This is a genomic window from Dyella jiangningensis (genome assembly GCF_003264855.1).
GTDB classification, from domain to species: Bacteria; Pseudomonadota; Gammaproteobacteria; order Xanthomonadales; family Rhodanobacteraceae; genus Dyella; species Dyella jiangningensis_C.
Genome location: NZ_NFZS01000001.1, coordinates 1128324 through 1143538 on the forward strand (window position 1 = coordinate 1128324; position 15215 = coordinate 1143538).

Consider the following 15215-nt stretch of genomic DNA (forward strand, 5'->3'; position numbering starts at 1 on the left):
CCATGGCCGATAACGCCCTAGCGACCACCGACGACAAGGCCGGTTCTCGCCTGGACCTCAAGCAGCTCGCACGTACGCCGGCGACGCGGCAGCTGTTGCTGCTGTTCGGCGTGGCGGCCGCCGTGGCGCTGGGCGTCGCGGTGGTGCTGTGGTCGCGCGGCCCCAACTACAGCCTGTTGTACGCAGGCCTGGAACAGAAGGACGCCGCCGCCGTCACGCAGGCGCTGCAGGCTTCCAATACGCCGTTCACGCTGAGCGCGGACGGCGGCTCGATCATGGTGCCGGCCTCCGACCTCGCCGCCATCCGCCTCAAGCTCGCTTCGCAGGGCCTGCCGCAGGGCAGCGCCAACACGACTGCCGTGCCCGGCGCCGATTCGCCGTTCGGCATGAGCGATCTCGCCGAGCGCACGCGTTACCAGCAGATGCTGGAAACCGACCTGGGCAACACCATCGCGGGCCTGCAGTCGGTGCGCGCCGCGCGCGTGCACCTTGCCCTGCCCAAGCCATCGGCGTTCATCCGCGACAACCATGAAGCCAGCGCCTCGGTGCTGGTGACGCTCTATCCCGGCCGACAGCTCGATGCGAGCCAGGTCGCGGCGATCGTGCACCTGGTCGCTTCGAGCGTACCCAACCTCGATCCCAAGCAGGTCTCGGTGGTCGACCAGCAGGGACAGTTGCTCACCACGACCGATCCGGGCAGCGCGAGCGCCATCGGCGATACGCGGCTGCGCCTGGCCACGCGCATCGAGAACACCTATGCGCAGCGCATCGAAGAACTGCTGACGCCGCTGGTCGGCCCGGGCAAGGTGCGCGCGCAGGTGTATGCGGACCTCGACTTCAGCGAGACCGAGAAGGCCACCGAAACCTACGGCCACGATCATCCGGCGCTGCGCAGCGAACAGACCAACAGCCAGTCGCGCACCGGCAACGCTGCCGATGGCGGTATTCCCGGCGCGCTCAGCAACCAGCCGCCCAACACCGTCGCGCAGCCCACCGCCGCGCAGCCGAATGCGGGCAAGGGTGCAGCGGGCAAGGGCGCTGCCACGAGCACGGCGCAGGCGACGGGGCCCTCCGAGAACACCAGCAGCGCTACGCGCAACTACGAGCTCGATCGCACCATCAGCCATGTGAGCGATCCGGCGGGTCGCCTGGCGCGCCTCACCGTGGCCGTGGTGGTCGACAACAAGACGGTCGCCGGCGACAAGGGCAACAAGAGCGTGCCGTTCACGCCGCAGGAACTGGAGCACCTCACCACGCTGACCCGCAATGCCGTGGGCTACAACGAAACGCGCGGCGACAGCGTCAGCGTCATCAACCAGCCGTTCCACCAGGACACGACCGGCGATGCCACGCAACCGCCGGTGGCGTTCTGGGAACGTCCCGGCATGCTCGATCTGATCAAGCAGGGCGCCGGCATCCTGGTGGCGCTGCTGGTGGCCTTCGGCCTGCTGCGCCCGCTGTTGCGCGGACTGACGCGCAGCCCGTCGCCGGGCAAGGCGCTGGCGGTGGCGCAGGAACAGGTGCCGCCCACCATTTCGGTGCGCATCGACGACAAGGAAGACATCGACGAACTGGCACGCCTCAACAACGGCATTGCGCCGGCGATGGCGTACGAGCAGCGCATCGGCCTGGCGCGCCGCATGGTGAGCGAAAACCCCAAACAGGTCGCGCAGGTGGTCAAGAGCTGGGTGGGCGAAGATGGTGGCTAAGCGTATGGCCTCGTCATCGCATCGTCCGGCGCTTCGGAAACACCGTGCGCAGCCGATATCGCTGGGACAGGCACGCGCGGTTGGCGTATCCGCCACGCGCGTGCAGCCACTCGGGCGGATGGAATCATGAAGGCAGAGACACCCATTTCCGGCGCGCAGCGCGCCGCCATTCTGTTGCTCACGTTGGGCGAGCAGGACGCCGCCGAGGTGCTCAAGCACCTCAGCGCGCGCGATGTGCAGGCGGTGGGCACGGCCATGGCCAGCCTCACCAACGTGTCGCGCGAGCAGGTCGAGCTGGTGCTTGCCCGTCTCAACGACGACATGGGCCGCCATACCTCGTTGGGTGTGGGCACCGAGGAATACATCCGCAAGATCCTGGTCAACGCGCTGGGCGAGAGCAAGGCCGGTGGCCTGATCGACCGCATCCTGCTCGGCCGTTCCAGCAAGGGCCTGGAATCGCTGAAGTGGATGGAAAGCCGCGCCATCGCCGAAATGATCAACCAGGAGCACCCGCAGATCATCGCGCTGGTGCTGGCGCATCTCGAACCCGACCAGGCGGCCGAGGTGATCGGCTACCTGCCGCCGCGCACGCGCAGCGACGCGGTGATGCGCATCGCCACGCTCGACGGCGTGCAGCCGCACGCGCTCAATGAACTCGACGAGATCATGGAGCGCCAGTTCTCCGGCAACACCAAGAAGCTCAAGTCCGCCAACGTGGGCGGATTGAAGGCGGCAGCCAACATCCTCAATGCGATGGAGACCGCGCGCGAAAACGAGTTGATGGCTGCCATCCGCACCCACGACGCCGGCCTCAGCGGACGCATCGAGGAGCTGATGTTCGTGTTCGAGGACCTGGCCGACCTGGACGACCGCAGCATGCAGACGTTGCTGCGCGAAGTGCCCACGGCGCGCCTGACCACGGCGCTCAAGGGTGCCGAGCCGGGCGTACGCGAAAAGATCTTCGCCAACATGTCCAAGCGCGCGGCCGACATGCTGCGCGACGACCTCGAAGTGTCCGGCCCGGTTCGCCTGAGCGAAGTCGACGCGGCGCAGAAGGAAGTGCTGGGCATCGCGCGCAAGCTGGCCGATACGGGCCAGATCAATCTTTCCGGTACAGGTGACGAACTGGTCGCATGAGCGCTGTGATGAATCGCGACAATCTCGTGCAGTTCGAGCGCTGGCTTCCGCCGGAAATGGGCGAGCCCGCGGCCGAGCCCGCGCCGGCCGAGCCGGTGATGCAGCCGACCGTGCGCGATCTGGAAGCGTTGGAGCAGCAGGCGCGCGAGGAAGGTTACGCCGCCGGTCACGCCGAAGGCATGGCCGCGGCGCGCGACCTGATGAATTCACGCATGGCGAAGCTCGACGCGTTGCTGGAGTCCGCGGCGCGTCCCCTGCACGCCATGGACGAAGGGGTGGAACTGGAACTGGCGCGCCTGGCCATGACGGTTGCGCGCCAGGTGCTGTCGCACGAACTGCGTACCTCGCCCGATCTGGTCGTGGAGGCGGTGCGCCAGGCGGCGCTCGCGCTGCCGGCCGCGTCCGGCAACCTGCGCGTGCGCCTGCATGCGGACGATCTCGCGCTGTTGCGCACGCTCGGCGTGGCCGAGGAAAGCTGGCAGCTGGTGGCCGATCCTGCGATGCAGCGCGGCGACTGCATGCTGGAAACCGAACGCTCGCGACTCGATGCACGTCTGGAAACAAGGCTCGCTGCCGTGGTCGATGCCGTGCTCGGCGCCGAAGCCGAAGACCTCGATGCCGATGCCGACGAGGTGCGCGGATGAAGGCCGCATCCGGCCAGACGCGCACCGCGCTTTGGCAGGAACGGCTGGCGCGCCGCCGCATGCGCGCCCAGGGCACGCGCACGCTTACGGTGGAAGGCCGCCTGCGTCGCGTGGTCGGCCTCACCCTGGAGGCCGAAGGCTGCGAAGCGCCCTTGGGTGCGCGCTGCATGGTCACCACCGCCGATGGCAGTGAACTCGATACCGAAGTGGTGGGTTTCGCCGATGAACGCCTGCTGCTGATGCCCGTGACCGAGATGCATGGCGTGCTGCCCAACGCGCGCGTGCGTCCATGTGCACATACCAGCGGGCTGCCGGTGGGCATGGCCTTGCTGGGCCGCGTGGTGGGCGCCGATGGCCTGCCGCTGGATGGCATGGGCCCGCTCGACGTGGACGAGCACGCGGGCCTCAAGCGCGAGCCGATCAACCCGATGTCGCGCAAGCCGATCGACACGCCGCTGGATACCGGCGTACGTGCGATCAATGCGCTGCTCAGCGTGGGTCGCGGCCAGCGCATCGGCCTGTTCGCCGGCTCCGGCGTCGGCAAGTCGACGTTGCTCGGCATGATGACCCGCTATACCGACGCCGACGTGGTGGTGGTGGGCCTGATCGGCGAACGCGGCCGCGAAGTGAAGGAATTCGTCGAGCACACGCTGGGCCCCGAAGGTCGTGCGCGCTCGGTGATCGTTGCTGCGCCGGCTGATGCGCCGCCGCTCAAGCGCCTGCGTGGCGCGCAGTACGCCACGGCGATTGCCGAATGGTTCCGCGATCGCGGCCAGCGCGTGCTGCTGCTGATGGATTCGATCACCCGCTACGCCCAGGCGCAGCGCGAGATCGCGCTCGCCATTGGGGAGCCGCCTGCAACCAAGGGTTATCCGCCGTCGGTGTTCGCCATGCTGCCGGCGCTGGTGGAGCGCGCCGGCAACGATGCCGAAGGCCGCGGTTCGATCACCGCGTTCTACACCGTGCTGGCCGAGGGCGACGACTATCGCCATGACCCGATCGCGGATGCGGCGCGCGCCATCCTGGACGGCCATATCGTGCTTTCGCGCGACCTCGCCGAAGCGGGCCATTACCCCGCCATCGATATCGAAGCCTCGATCAGCCGCGTGATGCCCGCTGTCGTCAGACGCGAGCACATGCGCGCGGCGCAGCGTTTCCGCCAGGTGTATTCGGCCTATCGGCAGCAGCGTGACCTGATCGCGGTCGGCGCCTACCAGAAGGGCTCGGACCCGCAGGTGGACCATGCCATCGCGATGTGGCCCAAGCTGCGCGACTTCCTGCAGCAGGAAGTGGATGCGCCGACCACACTTACTGACGCCATCGCCATGCTTGAACAGCTGACCGCCGGAGGTACGCCGTGAAGTCGCGCGCCAATCGCCTGCAGCCGGCGGCGGACCTTGCGCATGACCGCCAGGAGGCGGCCATGCAGAAGCTGGCCGAGCAGCAGCAACGCCTGGCCAAGGCCGAGGCACAGCTGGCCGAGCTGCGTCGCTATCGCGAGGAATACGCGGAAACGACCAGCGGCGTCACCGTGAGCGCCTTGCTCAATCGCCGCCAGTTCGTCGAGCGCATCGACAGCGTCATCGCGCAGCAGATCAATGAAGTGGCGCGCCAGCAGCGCCAGCTTGAACAGGTCCGCGGCCAGTGGCGCGACGCGCACGCGCGCGAGCAGGCGCTGGGCAGCGTGATCGATCGCTATCGCGAGCAGGAACGCAAGGTCGAGGAGCGGCGCGAGCAGGCCGAGATCGACGAACGCATGCAACACCGGCGCCCGATGGGAGAACCCCGTCGATGAGCCATCGCCTTACTCTGGAGATTCCATCATGACGTCCGCCGCCGTGCTGTCCGTGAATGCGGCCGTGACCGCGAATGCAGCCGCGAGCCAAACATCGTCGGCGCGCGATGCGCCGGGCCATGCCGCGCGCAGCGATTTCCGCAAGCCGCTATTGCAGGCACGCCAGCAGCAACAACAGCAGCAGGCGCCGGCCTCGCAGGCACCTGTGGGCCATGACGCCAAGCCGGCCGCCAAGGCACCGGGCACGGATGCGCAAGCGTCTTCCGACGCGCAGGACAAGTCCGGCAAGGACGATGCGACGCCATCGGCCGTCGCGCCCGATCCCGCCACGGCCATGCTGGCGCTGCTGGGCCAGAGCATCCCCGCGCAGGCCGCGGCCGCGCCTGCCGCCGAGACCGCCGGGAAGGATGAGGCGACGGCGTCGCCGCTTGCCGCCACCTTGCCCGCGGGCCTGCAGGCCATGCCGAACCTGCAGGGACAGGCCGCGCCAGCGCCAGGTCTGCAGGCGGATGGCGACGACATGCTCGATTCGAAAGGCATCGGCGCGCTCAAGGACGATGCCGCGGACACGACGACCGCCGTGGCGGACGAAAGCGAGGAGACGCCGGCCACCTTCGCCGACGCGTTGTCGGCGATGGCGAAGGACACCAGCCAGGCCTCCCAGCCGGCCTCAAATAGCCACGACCATCCACTGGATGCACTGAACTCGTTGATGACGGCACCCCTGCCATCGGCACAGCCGACGGCTTCGGCCGCGCCGGCGGCCCACGCATTGACCATGCAGTCCAGCGCCGGCACGCCGGCCTTCGCGCAGGAGCTCGGCCAGCAGGTTGCATGGCTCGGTGGTCAGGACATCAAGCAGGCACGCATCCGCCTGCACCCCGAAGACCTCGGCCAGCTCGATGTGAAGGTCAGCGTCAAGCAGGACCACGTCGACGTGAGCTTCATTGCCCAGCACCCGCAGGCGGTGCACGCCGTGCAGCAGACGCTCGGCCAGCTCGACACCCTGCTGGCGCACCATGGCCTTTCGCTGGGCCACGCCGAGGTCGGCCAGGGTGGGCGCGGCAACGAGAGCGGGCAGGGTGCGTCGTCGGCGGGCGTAGCTCATGCGAACACCGACGATTCACAGGAAAGCGGCGGCATCAGCGCCGTCGCCGCTCCCGTGATCAAGGCGATCGGCTTGCTGGATACCTTCGCCTGAGCGGAGCCCAGCCCCGACTGTAGGAGCGCACCCTGTGCGCGAGTCCTTTCGCCTCAGTTCTTCATGGTCGTCGTCCCGGCGCAGGCCGGGACCCAGAGCGGTGAGTTTGATTTTAGCGATACGGCGACCGGGCTCGCCTGCGGCGGGCTTCCGGACCGCTGCCGCGGCCCGGGTTACTTCTCTTTGCGTGGCCAAAGAGAAGTAACCAAGAGAAAGGCCACCCCGATGCCGCGCCTTCCGGGCTTTTGCCCGGAAGGTACGCGGGCGGGCTCCGGGGTTTGTCGACAGGGCGTCCTGCCCTGACGACAAACTGGCCGGCATCCATGCCGGCCACCCTTCGGGCTATTCCTCCACCCGCCCGCCGCGGCATAGGGGAGGGGAGATCAAGAGCGGGCCCTACCCTGTAGGAGCGCACCCAGTGCGCGATCGGCGTGGGTCACCGCCTCTGCGGTCGCGCACTGGGTGCGCTCCTACAGTGGCGATAAGTAGTGCCACCGCGAGCACCCGCCCCTCACCCCAGCTCTCTCCCCAGAGGGGAGAGGGAGAAGTGATCGACCGGGCGAAGAACGAAGTGGCTTTAAGTCCTCTCCGCGACGGCGCGTTGCGGTGTAGCGGCGCCGCGCGAGGTAGCAAGCAACTTATCCGGCTGGCCTCCGTCCTCAGGCTCTATCCCTCATATCGCTACGAGCTCTTCAGGCCATTTTCTTTGGGTTACTTTTCTTTGACTCCGGGCTAGCGCCCTCCGCCCTTCGGGCCGGCTTCGCCGTTCGCACGCAAAGAGCGCGTGCGTGGGCCAGCAAAAGAAAAGTGACTCGAGCGTCGGCAGACGATCGAAACGCCCGCTGCGTAAGCGGCAACCTAGCGACAGCATGGCAACCGAAGGCAATAAGCGCACAAGCAAAAAACCGAAAACCTGCAGCCCACCGCGAAAGGCTGTCGCGCACTGGGTGCGCTCCTACATGAGTGGTAACGGGTGAGGGCGACGGCCTTCCGACGGCCGCCATCATCGCGACGCGAGTGAACTCCGTCGCGCGTCAAGAAAGCGCCGCCTGGCTGTCGCGCCGGCTCGCAAACCCAGTCCGCACAACGTTCTTCATCGATGGCATGGCGTTTGCTATCGACTGTCAGTGGCGCCCGCATCGGTCGCGCCAAGACATTCGGAAAACGGACAGGTACTGGCATGGCTCAGAACGAGCAGACGACGGAAACCACGGGCGCCCCCCAGAAGAAGGGTGGTTCGAAGGTGGTGATCATCATGGGCGTGGCGCTGCTGGCGCTGGGAGGCGCGGTCGCCTACCTGCTGTTGGGCAAGGCTGCGCAAGGCAACGCCGCGGAACAGCCGAAGGTGGTGCTCTCCAAGCAGGAGCAGTACCTCCCGATGGATCCGCCGTTCGTCGTGAACTTCAAGGACGACCAGTCCATGCGCTTCCTGCAGGTCGGCGTGAGCCTGATGTCCCACGATGCCGCCGCGCTCGCTTCCGCCAAGGAGGCCGAGCCGGTGATCCGCAACGCGATGGTCATGCTGTTCAGCAGCCAGGACTACACCATCCTCAGCGACGCCGCCGGCAAGCAGAAGCTGCAGGCGGAGGCGCTGGCGTCGGTGCGCAAGATCGTCGAGCAGCGCCTGGGCCGTCCCGGCATCGAGGCGCTGTACTTCACCAGCTTCGTGATGCAGTAACGGAGCCACGCCCATGAGCGACCTGCTTTCACAGGAAGAAATCGACGCCCTGCTCGACGGCGTGGGCAGCGGCGCCGTCGAGACGGGCAACGACGAGCCGTTGCCGCCCGATGCGGTGATCTCGTACGACTTCACCCAGCAGGACCGCATCGTGCGCGGCCGCCTGCCGACGCTGGAGATGGTCAACGACCGCTTCGCGCGTTTCTTCCGCACCGCCATCTTCGGCGTGCTGCGCAAGACCTGCGAGGTGTCGGTGCTCGGCGTGAAGATGATCAAGTTCGCCGAGTACGTGCACGCGCTGGCCGTCCCCAGCAACCTCAACCTGGTGCGCATCAAGCCGCTGCGCGGCACCGCGCTGGTGGTGATGGAGCCGCGCCTGGTCTTCACCGTGATCGACAACTTCTTCGGCGGCGACGGGCGCTTCCATGCGCGCATCGAGGGCCGCGATTTCACCGCCACCGAAAACCGCGTCATCCAGATCATGCTCACCGAGCTGTTCGCCGCGATGACCGAGGCCTGGGCGCCGGTGCTGCCGCTCAATTTCGAGTACCTCAACTCGGAGATCAATCCGCAGTTCGCCAACATCGTGAGCCCCACCGAAACGGTGGTGGTGTCCAAGTTCCACGTCGAACTCGACGGCGGTGGCGGCGAAGTGCATCTCACCTTGCCCTACGCGATGGTCGAGCCGATCCGCACGCTGCTCGATGCCGGCGTGCAGAGCGATCGCGTCGATCGCGACGACCGCTGGGCCGAGACGCTGCAGGACGAAGTGCTGGATGCCGAAGTCGAACTCAGCGCGCTGCTGCTGGAAATGCGCCTGAGCATCGGCGAATTCCTGCAGATGCGTCCCGGCGATGTCATCCCCATCCAGCTGCCGGAACTGTGCACCGTCTTCGCCGAAGACGTGCCCGTGTTCCGCGGCCGCTACGGCCAGGCCAGCGGCCACAACGCCATTCGATTCCATGCCCAGACAGGCCGCCGCGAAATGCGCCTGTCGACCGAACTTGTCACGGAGAAGAGCCTCGCATGACCCCGCCCAATGACGCCGCAACCCAACGCGTCGAGTTCGACCCGCTGACCGCCCCCGTGGTGGAAGGCGCCGACGTCAACCTGGACATGATCCTCGATGTGCCCGTGACGCTGGCGATGGAGGTCGGCCGTACGCGCATCAGCATCCGCAACCTGCTGCAGCTCAACCAGGGCTCGGTGGTGGAACTGGACCGTTCCGCCGGTGAACCGCTGGACGTCTTCGTCAACGGCACGCTGGTGGCGCATGGCGAAGTCGTGGTGATCAACGAGCGCTTCGGCATCCGTCTCACCGACGTGATCAGTCCGGCCGAGCGCGTGCGCAAGCTGCGGTGAGTTCGATGATGCTTGCCTTGGTGCTGCCGGCCGCCGCCGCGCCGGAAATCAATGCCGGCGGCGAACTGCTCCGCGTGCTGGTGAGCCTTGCCGGCATCGTCGCACTGATCTTCGCCGCGGGCTGGCTGAGCCGCCGCCTGCAGGCGCGCACCTCGCCGGGCGGCCGCCGCCTGCGTTGCGTGGAAACCATGGCCGTGGGTGCGCGCGATCGCCTGTTGCTGATCGATGCCGACGGCAAGCGACTGCTGGTGGGCGTGGGCCAGGGCGGCATGCGTACGCTGCACGTGTACGACGGTGCTGCGCCCGAAGACACGCCGGCGCCGCCGATGCCGGGCTTTGGCGACGTGCTCGCCCGCTGGAAGCGCACGCCATGAAGAAGTACCGCCGCTGGATTCTCCTGCTGGCCCTGCTGCTGCCGGTATTCGCCTGGGCCGCGCCTGCCATGCCGTCCATGCCGTCCATGCCGGCCATGCCTGCCTCGCCGGCCGGCATTCCCGTGCTGACCGTGCAGAACGCACCGGGCGGCGCGCAGAACTGGACGCTGTCGCTGCAAGTGCTCGCACTGATGACGGTGCTGACGCTGCTGCCGGCCGTGCTGCTGATGATGACCTCGTTCACGCGCATCATCATCGTGCTCGGCTTCTTGCGGCAGGCACTCGGAACGCAGTCCACGCCGTCCAACCAGATCCTGCTCGGTCTCTCGCTGTTCCTCACGCTGTTCGTGATGCAGCCGGTGTTGTCGCATGCGTACGCCGATGGCGTGAAACCGTATATGGACGGCCAGATGTCCGCCGAGCTGGCTGTGCCAGCTGCGGCCGCACCGTTCAAGCGCTTCATGCTGGATCAGACGCGCGACGCCGACCTGCAGCTGTTCACGCACCTGGCGAACGAAAAGCCCTATGCCAGCAAGGACGACGTGCCGTTCCGCGTGGCGATGCCGGCCTTCGTCACCAGCGAGCTGAAGACCGCATTCCAGATGGGTTTCCTGCTGTTCATCCCGTTCCTGATCATCGACCTGGTGGTGGCCAGCGTGCTGATGTCGATGGGCATGATGATGGTGTCCCCCGCGATCATCTCGCTGCCGTTCAAGATCATGCTGTTCGTGCTGGTGGATGGATGGACGCTGCTGCTGGGGACGCTGGCGGGGAGCTTTTACTCGTGAGCGACGTGACGCGATTTTCTCCCTCTCCCCGCTGGGGCACGCGGGGAGCGGCCATGGACGGCCGCGGCTTTGAGGAGCGAGGAGAGGGCCGGGGTGAGGGGCGGGTGCTCGCGGTGGCGTTTCATTTTCAGGGCCGGAGCGAAAACACCACATTCTCTCGCAAGCCCCGACCCCTCACCCCAACTCTCTCCCCCGGAGGGGAGAGGGAGACAAGCAGGGGTACGCCATGACGCCTGAGTCCGTCATCGAATTCGGCCAGCACGCGCTGTACGTGGCGATGATGGTCGCCGCGCCGCTGCTGCTCACCGCGCTGCTGGTGGGTCTCATCATCGGCGTGGTGCAGGCCGCCACGCAGATCAACGAAATGACCCTGAGCTTCATCCCCAAGGTGATCGCGATGGCCGCGGTCGCGCTGATCGCCGGTCCGTGGATGCTGCGCACGCTGGTGCAGTTCACGCGTCAGCTGATCGAGAGCCTGCCCGGGGCGGTGAAGTGAGCAGCGTCGATTACGCCCAGATCCAGCACCTGCTGGGCTCGCTGCTGTGGGCGATGGGGCGTGTCGGCGGCTTGTGCCTGGTGGCGCCGATATTCGGCGACAAGGTGGTGCCGCAGCGCATCCGCCTGGGCGTGATGTTGATTCTTGCCTTCGTGCTGGCGCCGCTCGCGCCGACCAGCATCGACCTGATGTCCGCCGATGGCGTGGCCACCATGGCGAGCCAGGTGTTGATCGGGGCTGCCGTGGGTTTCGTGCTGAAGCTGGTATTCGAGGCCGTGTCGTTCGGCGGCCAGCTGGTGGGGCAGAGCATGAGCCTGGGTTTCGCCGAAACGGTGGATCCGCGTGGCGGCGGCAGCTCGCCCGTGCTCAGCCAGTTCTACCTGTTGATCGTGACCCTGCTGTTCCTGGCGATGGACGGCCATCTGCGCCTGATCGCCCTGCTGGCCGACAGCTTCCATAGCTTGCCGCCGGGCCAGGCGGTGATCGACGCCAACGGGCTGCACGCGATCCTGCTGTTCGCCGTGCACCTGTTCGGCGGCGCGGTGCGCGTCGCGCTGCCGGCGATGACGTCGCTGTTGATGGTTAACATCGGCTTCGCCGCGATCAGTCGCGCGGCGCCGTCGATGAATCTTTTCGCGGTGGGTTTCCCGATCACGGTGACCCTGGGTTTCGTCGCGCTGTGGCTCTCGCTGCGCAGCGTGCCGGGTGCGTTCGAATCGTTGCAAAACAGCGCGTGGACGCTGATGCACGAGCTGGTGGGTGGCTGAGGAGTCCGCACCATGGCCGAGCATGACGCCGAAGACCGCACCGAACAACCTTCAGAAAAACGCCTTCGCGAAGCGCGCGAGAAAGGCGATGTTCCGCGATCGCGCGATCTTTCGGGCGCGGTAGTGGTGCTGGCGGGCGTGTCGGCGCTCATCAGCGGCGGCGACCGTGCCATGGAGCATGTGCGTCGCATCTACGGTTTCGGCCTTACCTACGGCCGCGATGCGTTGTTCAGCGATGCGCTGCCCGCACGCGTGCTGGGCCTGGCGCTGCACGAGGCGATGTCGCTGTTCGCACCGGTCGCGCTGGCGACCGTGCTCGCCGCGCTGGCGGCGCCGGTGCTGCTGGGTGGCCTCAATTTCAGTGCCCAGGCGCTGCAGCCGAAGTTCGAGCGGCTCAATCCGGTGGAAGGCCTGGGCCGCATCTTCGCGATGCGTGGCCTCGTCGAGCTGGGCAAGTCGCTGCTCAAGCTGCTGCTGATCGGCGCCGTGCTGGTGATGGTGCTGAAGAACTGGCAGAGCGACCTGATGTCGACCGGCCACGGCGATGTCGGCGCCGGCATGCTCAAGGCCATGGGGCTGCTCGGGCACGGTGCGCTGCTGTTCGGTACGGTGCTGGCGTTGATCGGCGGCGCCGATGCGCTGTACCAGAAGTTCGACCACGCCAAGCGCCTGCGCATGACTCGCCAGGAGCTGAAGGACGAATCGAAGGAAAGCGACGGCAACCCCGAGCTCAAGGGACGCATCCGCCAGATGCAATTCCAGATGGCGCGCAAGCGCATGATGCAGGAGCTGCCGAAGGCCGACGTGGTGATCACCAACCCCACGCACTTCGCGGTGGCGCTGCGCTACGACGAAGGCCGCATGGGCGCTCCGCGCGTGATCGCCAAGGGCCTGGACGAAATGGCCATGCAGATCCGCCTCGTCGCGAACAGTCATCGCATCCCCACGGTGGAAGCGCCGCCGTTGGCACGCGCCTTGTATGCCACCACCCAGCTCGATCGCGAAATCCCATCGTCGCTGTACGTCGCCGTGGCGCAGGTGCTCGCTTACGTGTTCCAGCTCAAGCAGGCCGTCGCCCGTGGCGAGCAGGCGCCGAAGGCGCCCACGCCCGATGTCGATCCGGACCTGATGGGTCCCTACAAGTTCTGACGGAAATAACGCATGGCCACAGCCACCGCCATCGATAGCCTCAAGACGCTCGGACGCCGCGGCGTAGGTGCGCCGGTCATCATGCTCGCCATGCTGGCGATGATGATGCTGCCGCTCCCGCCCTTCATCCTCGACATGCTCTTCAGCTTCAACATCGCGTTGTCGCTGGTGATCCTGCTGGCGGTGATCTACGTGATGCGGCCGCTGGAATTCGCCGCGTTTCCCACCGTGGTGCTGATGGCGACCTTGTTGCGCCTCGCGCTCAACATCGCCTCCACCCGCGTGGTGCTGCTGCACGGCCACGACGGCCCCGGCGCCGCGGGCAAGGTGATCGAGGCGTTCGGCGAGTTTGTCATCGGCGGCAACTTCGCGGTCGGCCTGGTGGTGTTCGCCATCCTCACCATCATCAACTTCGTGGTGGTGACCAAGGGTGCGACGCGCGTATCCGAGGTGACGGCGCGCTTCACCCTCGACGCGATGCCCGGCAAGCAGATGGCCATCGACGCCGACCTCAACGCCGGTCTGCTCAACCAGGAACAGGCCCGCGACCGTCGCCAGGAAGTGCGCGAGGAAGCGGATTTCTACGGCTCGATGGACGGTGCCTCGAAGTTCGTGCGTGGCGACGCCACCGCCGGCATCCTGATCCTCATCATCAACATCGTCGGCGGCTTCTTCGTCGGCGTGATGCAGCACGGCCTCTCGGCCGGCGAAGCCGCCAAGACCTACACGCTGCTCACCATCGGTGACGGTCTGGTGGCGCAGGTGCCGTCGCTGATGCTGTCCATCGCCACGGCGGTGATCGTCACGCGCGTGTCCAAGTCGCAGGACATGGGCAAGCAGGTGATCGGCCAGGTGTTCGGCCAGCCGCGCGCGCTGGCCGTGGCCGGTGCGGTGCTGGGCGTGATGGGCCTGATCCCCGGCATGCCGAACATCGCGTTCCTGTTGCTGGGCGGCGCGTGTGGTGGCGCGTCGTATTTGATGGTCAAGCGCGATCGCGAAGCGAAGGAACGCGTGGCGAAGATCGCCGCCGAAGTGCCGCCTCCCGCCGCGCCGGTGGAGCGCATCGAGCTGGGCTGGGAAGACGTCGCCAGCGTCGATCCGCTCGGCCTGGAAGTGGGCTATCGCCTGATTCCGCTGGTGGACCAGCACCAGGGCGGCGAGCTGATGGGCCGCATCAAGTCGGTGCGCCGCAAGCTCTCGCAGGAGCTGGGTTTCCTGGTGCCGCCGGTGCATATCCGCGACAACCTCGATCTTGGCCCCAACACCTATCGCATCACCCTGATGGGCGTGCCGATGGGCGAGGCCGAAGTGCACAACGATCGCCTGCTGGCGATCAACCCGGGCCGCGTGCAGGACGGCCTGCACGGCATTCCCACGCGCGATCCGGCCTTCGGCCTGGAGGCGATGTGGATCGAACCCGGCCAGCGCGAACTGGCGCAGAGCCTGGGCTACACCGTGGTCGATCCGGCCACGGTGATCGCCACGCATCTTTCGCACATCCTGCAGGGCCACGCGCACGAACTGCTCGGCCACCAGGACGTGCAGCAGCTGCTGGACCGCCTCGCGCAGACCGCGCCGAAACTGGTGGAAGACCTGGTGCCCAAGCGCCTGTCGCTGGGTGTGGTGGTCAAGGTTATGCAGAACCTGCTGGCCGAGCGGGTGCCGATCCGCAACATGCGTTCCATCGTCGAATCCTTGGCGGAGCACGCGGGCCAGAGTCAGGATCCCGGCGCGCTCACCGCCGCCGTGCGCGTGGCGCTGGGCCGCCAGATCGTGCAGGAGATCACCGGCCTGGGTACCGAGATCCCGGTCATCACGCTGGCGCCGGAACTGGAGCAGATCCTGCTGGGATCGCTCGCAAACGGCGGTGTGGCGGGCGCCGCGGTGGAACCGGGCCTGGCCGACCGCCTGCAGCAGGGCGTCGCCGACGCTGCGCGCAAGCAGGAAATGAGCGGCGAACCGGCCGTGTTGCTGGTCGCGCCGCAGCTTCGTCCGTGGCTCGCGCGCTTCACGCGCCACGTGGCACAGAACCTGCACGTACTGGCCTACAACGAGGTGCCTGACAACCGCCGTGTGCGGCTGGTGCAGGCGCTGGGCCGATAGGACAAGGGACAG

The 15215-nt window shown here is 67.1% G+C and carries 15 protein-coding genes; all 15 read left to right on the forward strand.

Going from position 1 to position 15215, the window contains the following annotated elements; all coding sequences use genetic code 11:
- Window positions 1-2 precede the first annotated feature (2 nt).
- Window positions 3-1709 (forward strand): flagellar basal-body MS-ring/collar protein FliF, encoded by a 1707-nt coding sequence (fliF, locus tag CA260_RS04915; protein ID WP_111981284.1) that lies wholly within the window; start codon window positions 3-5, stop codon window positions 1707-1709.
- Between the two features lie 144 nt (window positions 1710-1853).
- A complete protein-coding gene (gene fliG / locus CA260_RS04920) occupies window positions 1854-2846 on the forward strand; it encodes a flagellar motor switch protein FliG (RefSeq protein WP_202864063.1) in 993 nt (330 codons plus the stop codon).
- Window positions 2843-3490 (forward strand): flagellar assembly protein FliH, encoded by a 648-nt coding sequence (locus tag CA260_RS04925; RefSeq protein ID WP_111981286.1) that lies wholly within the window; start codon window positions 2843-2845, stop codon window positions 3488-3490. The genes fliG and CA260_RS04925 overlap by 4 nt, the downstream gene beginning before the upstream one ends.
- Window positions 3487-4851: a flagellar protein export ATPase FliI gene (gene fliI, locus CA260_RS04930; RefSeq protein ID WP_111981287.1), complete on the forward strand. Its 1365-nt coding sequence runs from the start codon at window positions 3487-3489 to the stop codon at window positions 4849-4851. The genes CA260_RS04925 and fliI overlap by 4 nt, the downstream gene beginning before the upstream one ends.
- Window positions 4848-5285 (forward strand): flagellar export protein FliJ, encoded by a 438-nt coding sequence (gene fliJ, locus CA260_RS04935; RefSeq protein WP_111981288.1) that lies wholly within the window; start codon window positions 4848-4850, stop codon window positions 5283-5285. The genes fliI and fliJ overlap by 4 nt, the downstream gene beginning before the upstream one ends.
- Before the next feature lie 28 nt (window positions 5286-5313).
- A complete protein-coding gene (locus tag CA260_RS04940) occupies window positions 5314-6486 on the forward strand; it encodes a flagellar hook-length control protein FliK (protein WP_111981289.1) in 1173 nt (390 codons plus the stop codon).
- A 1180-nt stretch (window positions 6487-7666) separates the two neighbouring features.
- On the forward strand, window positions 7667-8164 hold the full coding sequence (locus tag CA260_RS04945; protein ID WP_111981290.1) for a flagellar basal body-associated FliL family protein: 498 nt from the start codon (window positions 7667-7669) through the stop codon (window positions 8162-8164).
- Between the two features lie 13 nt (window positions 8165-8177).
- Window positions 8178-9194, forward strand: a complete 1017-nt coding sequence (gene fliM / locus CA260_RS04950) for a flagellar motor switch protein FliM (protein ID WP_111981291.1) — start codon at window positions 8178-8180, stop codon at window positions 9192-9194.
- A complete protein-coding gene (gene fliN / locus CA260_RS04955; protein ID WP_111981292.1) occupies window positions 9191-9526 on the forward strand; it encodes a flagellar motor switch protein FliN in 336 nt (111 codons plus the stop codon). The genes fliM and fliN overlap by 4 nt, the downstream gene beginning before the upstream one ends.
- Window positions 9527-9531: 5 nt before the next feature.
- Window positions 9532-9900 (forward strand): flagellar biosynthetic protein FliO, encoded by a 369-nt coding sequence (gene fliO, locus CA260_RS04960; protein WP_238149610.1) that lies wholly within the window; start codon window positions 9532-9534, stop codon window positions 9898-9900.
- Window positions 9897-10688 carry a flagellar type III secretion system pore protein FliP gene (gene fliP / locus CA260_RS04965; RefSeq protein WP_272946560.1) on the forward strand — a complete coding sequence of 264 codons (792 nt, stop codon included), beginning with the start codon at window positions 9897-9899 and terminating at the stop codon, window positions 10686-10688. The genes fliO and fliP overlap by 4 nt, the downstream gene beginning before the upstream one ends.
- A 226-nt stretch (window positions 10689-10914) precedes the next feature.
- Window positions 10915-11184, forward strand: coding sequence for a flagellar biosynthesis protein FliQ (gene fliQ, locus CA260_RS04970; RefSeq protein WP_111981293.1), 270 nt, complete (start codon window positions 10915-10917; stop codon window positions 11182-11184).
- Entirely contained in the window at window positions 11181-11951 is a 771-nt protein-coding gene (gene fliR, locus CA260_RS04975; RefSeq protein WP_111981294.1) for a flagellar biosynthetic protein FliR, read from the forward strand. The genes fliQ and fliR overlap by 4 nt, the downstream gene beginning before the upstream one ends.
- Before the next feature lie 12 nt (window positions 11952-11963).
- Window positions 11964-13100 (forward strand): flagellar biosynthesis protein FlhB, encoded by a 1137-nt coding sequence (gene flhB / locus CA260_RS04980; RefSeq protein WP_111981295.1) that lies wholly within the window; start codon window positions 11964-11966, stop codon window positions 13098-13100.
- Between the two features lie 12 nt (window positions 13101-13112).
- Window positions 13113-15203, forward strand: a complete 2091-nt coding sequence (gene flhA, locus CA260_RS04985; RefSeq protein WP_111981296.1) for a flagellar biosynthesis protein FlhA — start codon at window positions 13113-13115, stop codon at window positions 15201-15203.
- Window positions 15204-15215 lie beyond the last annotated feature (12 nt).

Bases quoted from the DNA above. Each gene is read 5' to 3' on its own strand.
- fliO (WP_238149610.1), top strand. From the start codon at position 9,532: ATGATGCTTGCCTTGGTGCTGCCGGCCGCCGCCGCGCCGGAAATCAAT.
- fliP (WP_272946560.1), top strand. From the start codon at position 9,897: ATGAAGAAGTACCGCCGCTGGATTCTCCTGCTGGCCCTGCTGCTGCCG.
- CA260_RS04945 (WP_111981290.1), top strand. From the start codon at position 7,667: ATGGCTCAGAACGAGCAGACGACGGAAACCACGGGCGCCCCCCAGAAG.
- CA260_RS04940 (WP_111981289.1), top strand. From the start codon at position 5,314: ATGACGTCCGCCGCCGTGCTGTCCGTGAATGCGGCCGTGACCGCGAAT.
- fliQ (WP_111981293.1), top strand. From the start codon at position 10,915: ATGACGCCTGAGTCCGTCATCGAATTCGGCCAGCACGCGCTGTACGTG.
- CA260_RS04925 (WP_111981286.1), top strand. From the start codon at position 2,843: ATGAGCGCTGTGATGAATCGCGACAATCTCGTGCAGTTCGAGCGCTGG.
- fliF (WP_111981284.1), top strand. From the start codon at position 3: ATGGCCGATAACGCCCTAGCGACCACCGACGACAAGGCCGGTTCTCGC.
- fliM (WP_111981291.1), top strand. From the start codon at position 8,178: ATGAGCGACCTGCTTTCACAGGAAGAAATCGACGCCCTGCTCGACGGC.
- fliI (WP_111981287.1), top strand. From the start codon at position 3,487: ATGAAGGCCGCATCCGGCCAGACGCGCACCGCGCTTTGGCAGGAACGG.
- fliN (WP_111981292.1), top strand. From the start codon at position 9,191: ATGACCCCGCCCAATGACGCCGCAACCCAACGCGTCGAGTTCGACCCG.
- flhB (WP_111981295.1), top strand. From the start codon at position 11,964: ATGGCCGAGCATGACGCCGAAGACCGCACCGAACAACCTTCAGAAAAA.
- flhA (WP_111981296.1), top strand. From the start codon at position 13,113: ATGGCCACAGCCACCGCCATCGATAGCCTCAAGACGCTCGGACGCCGC.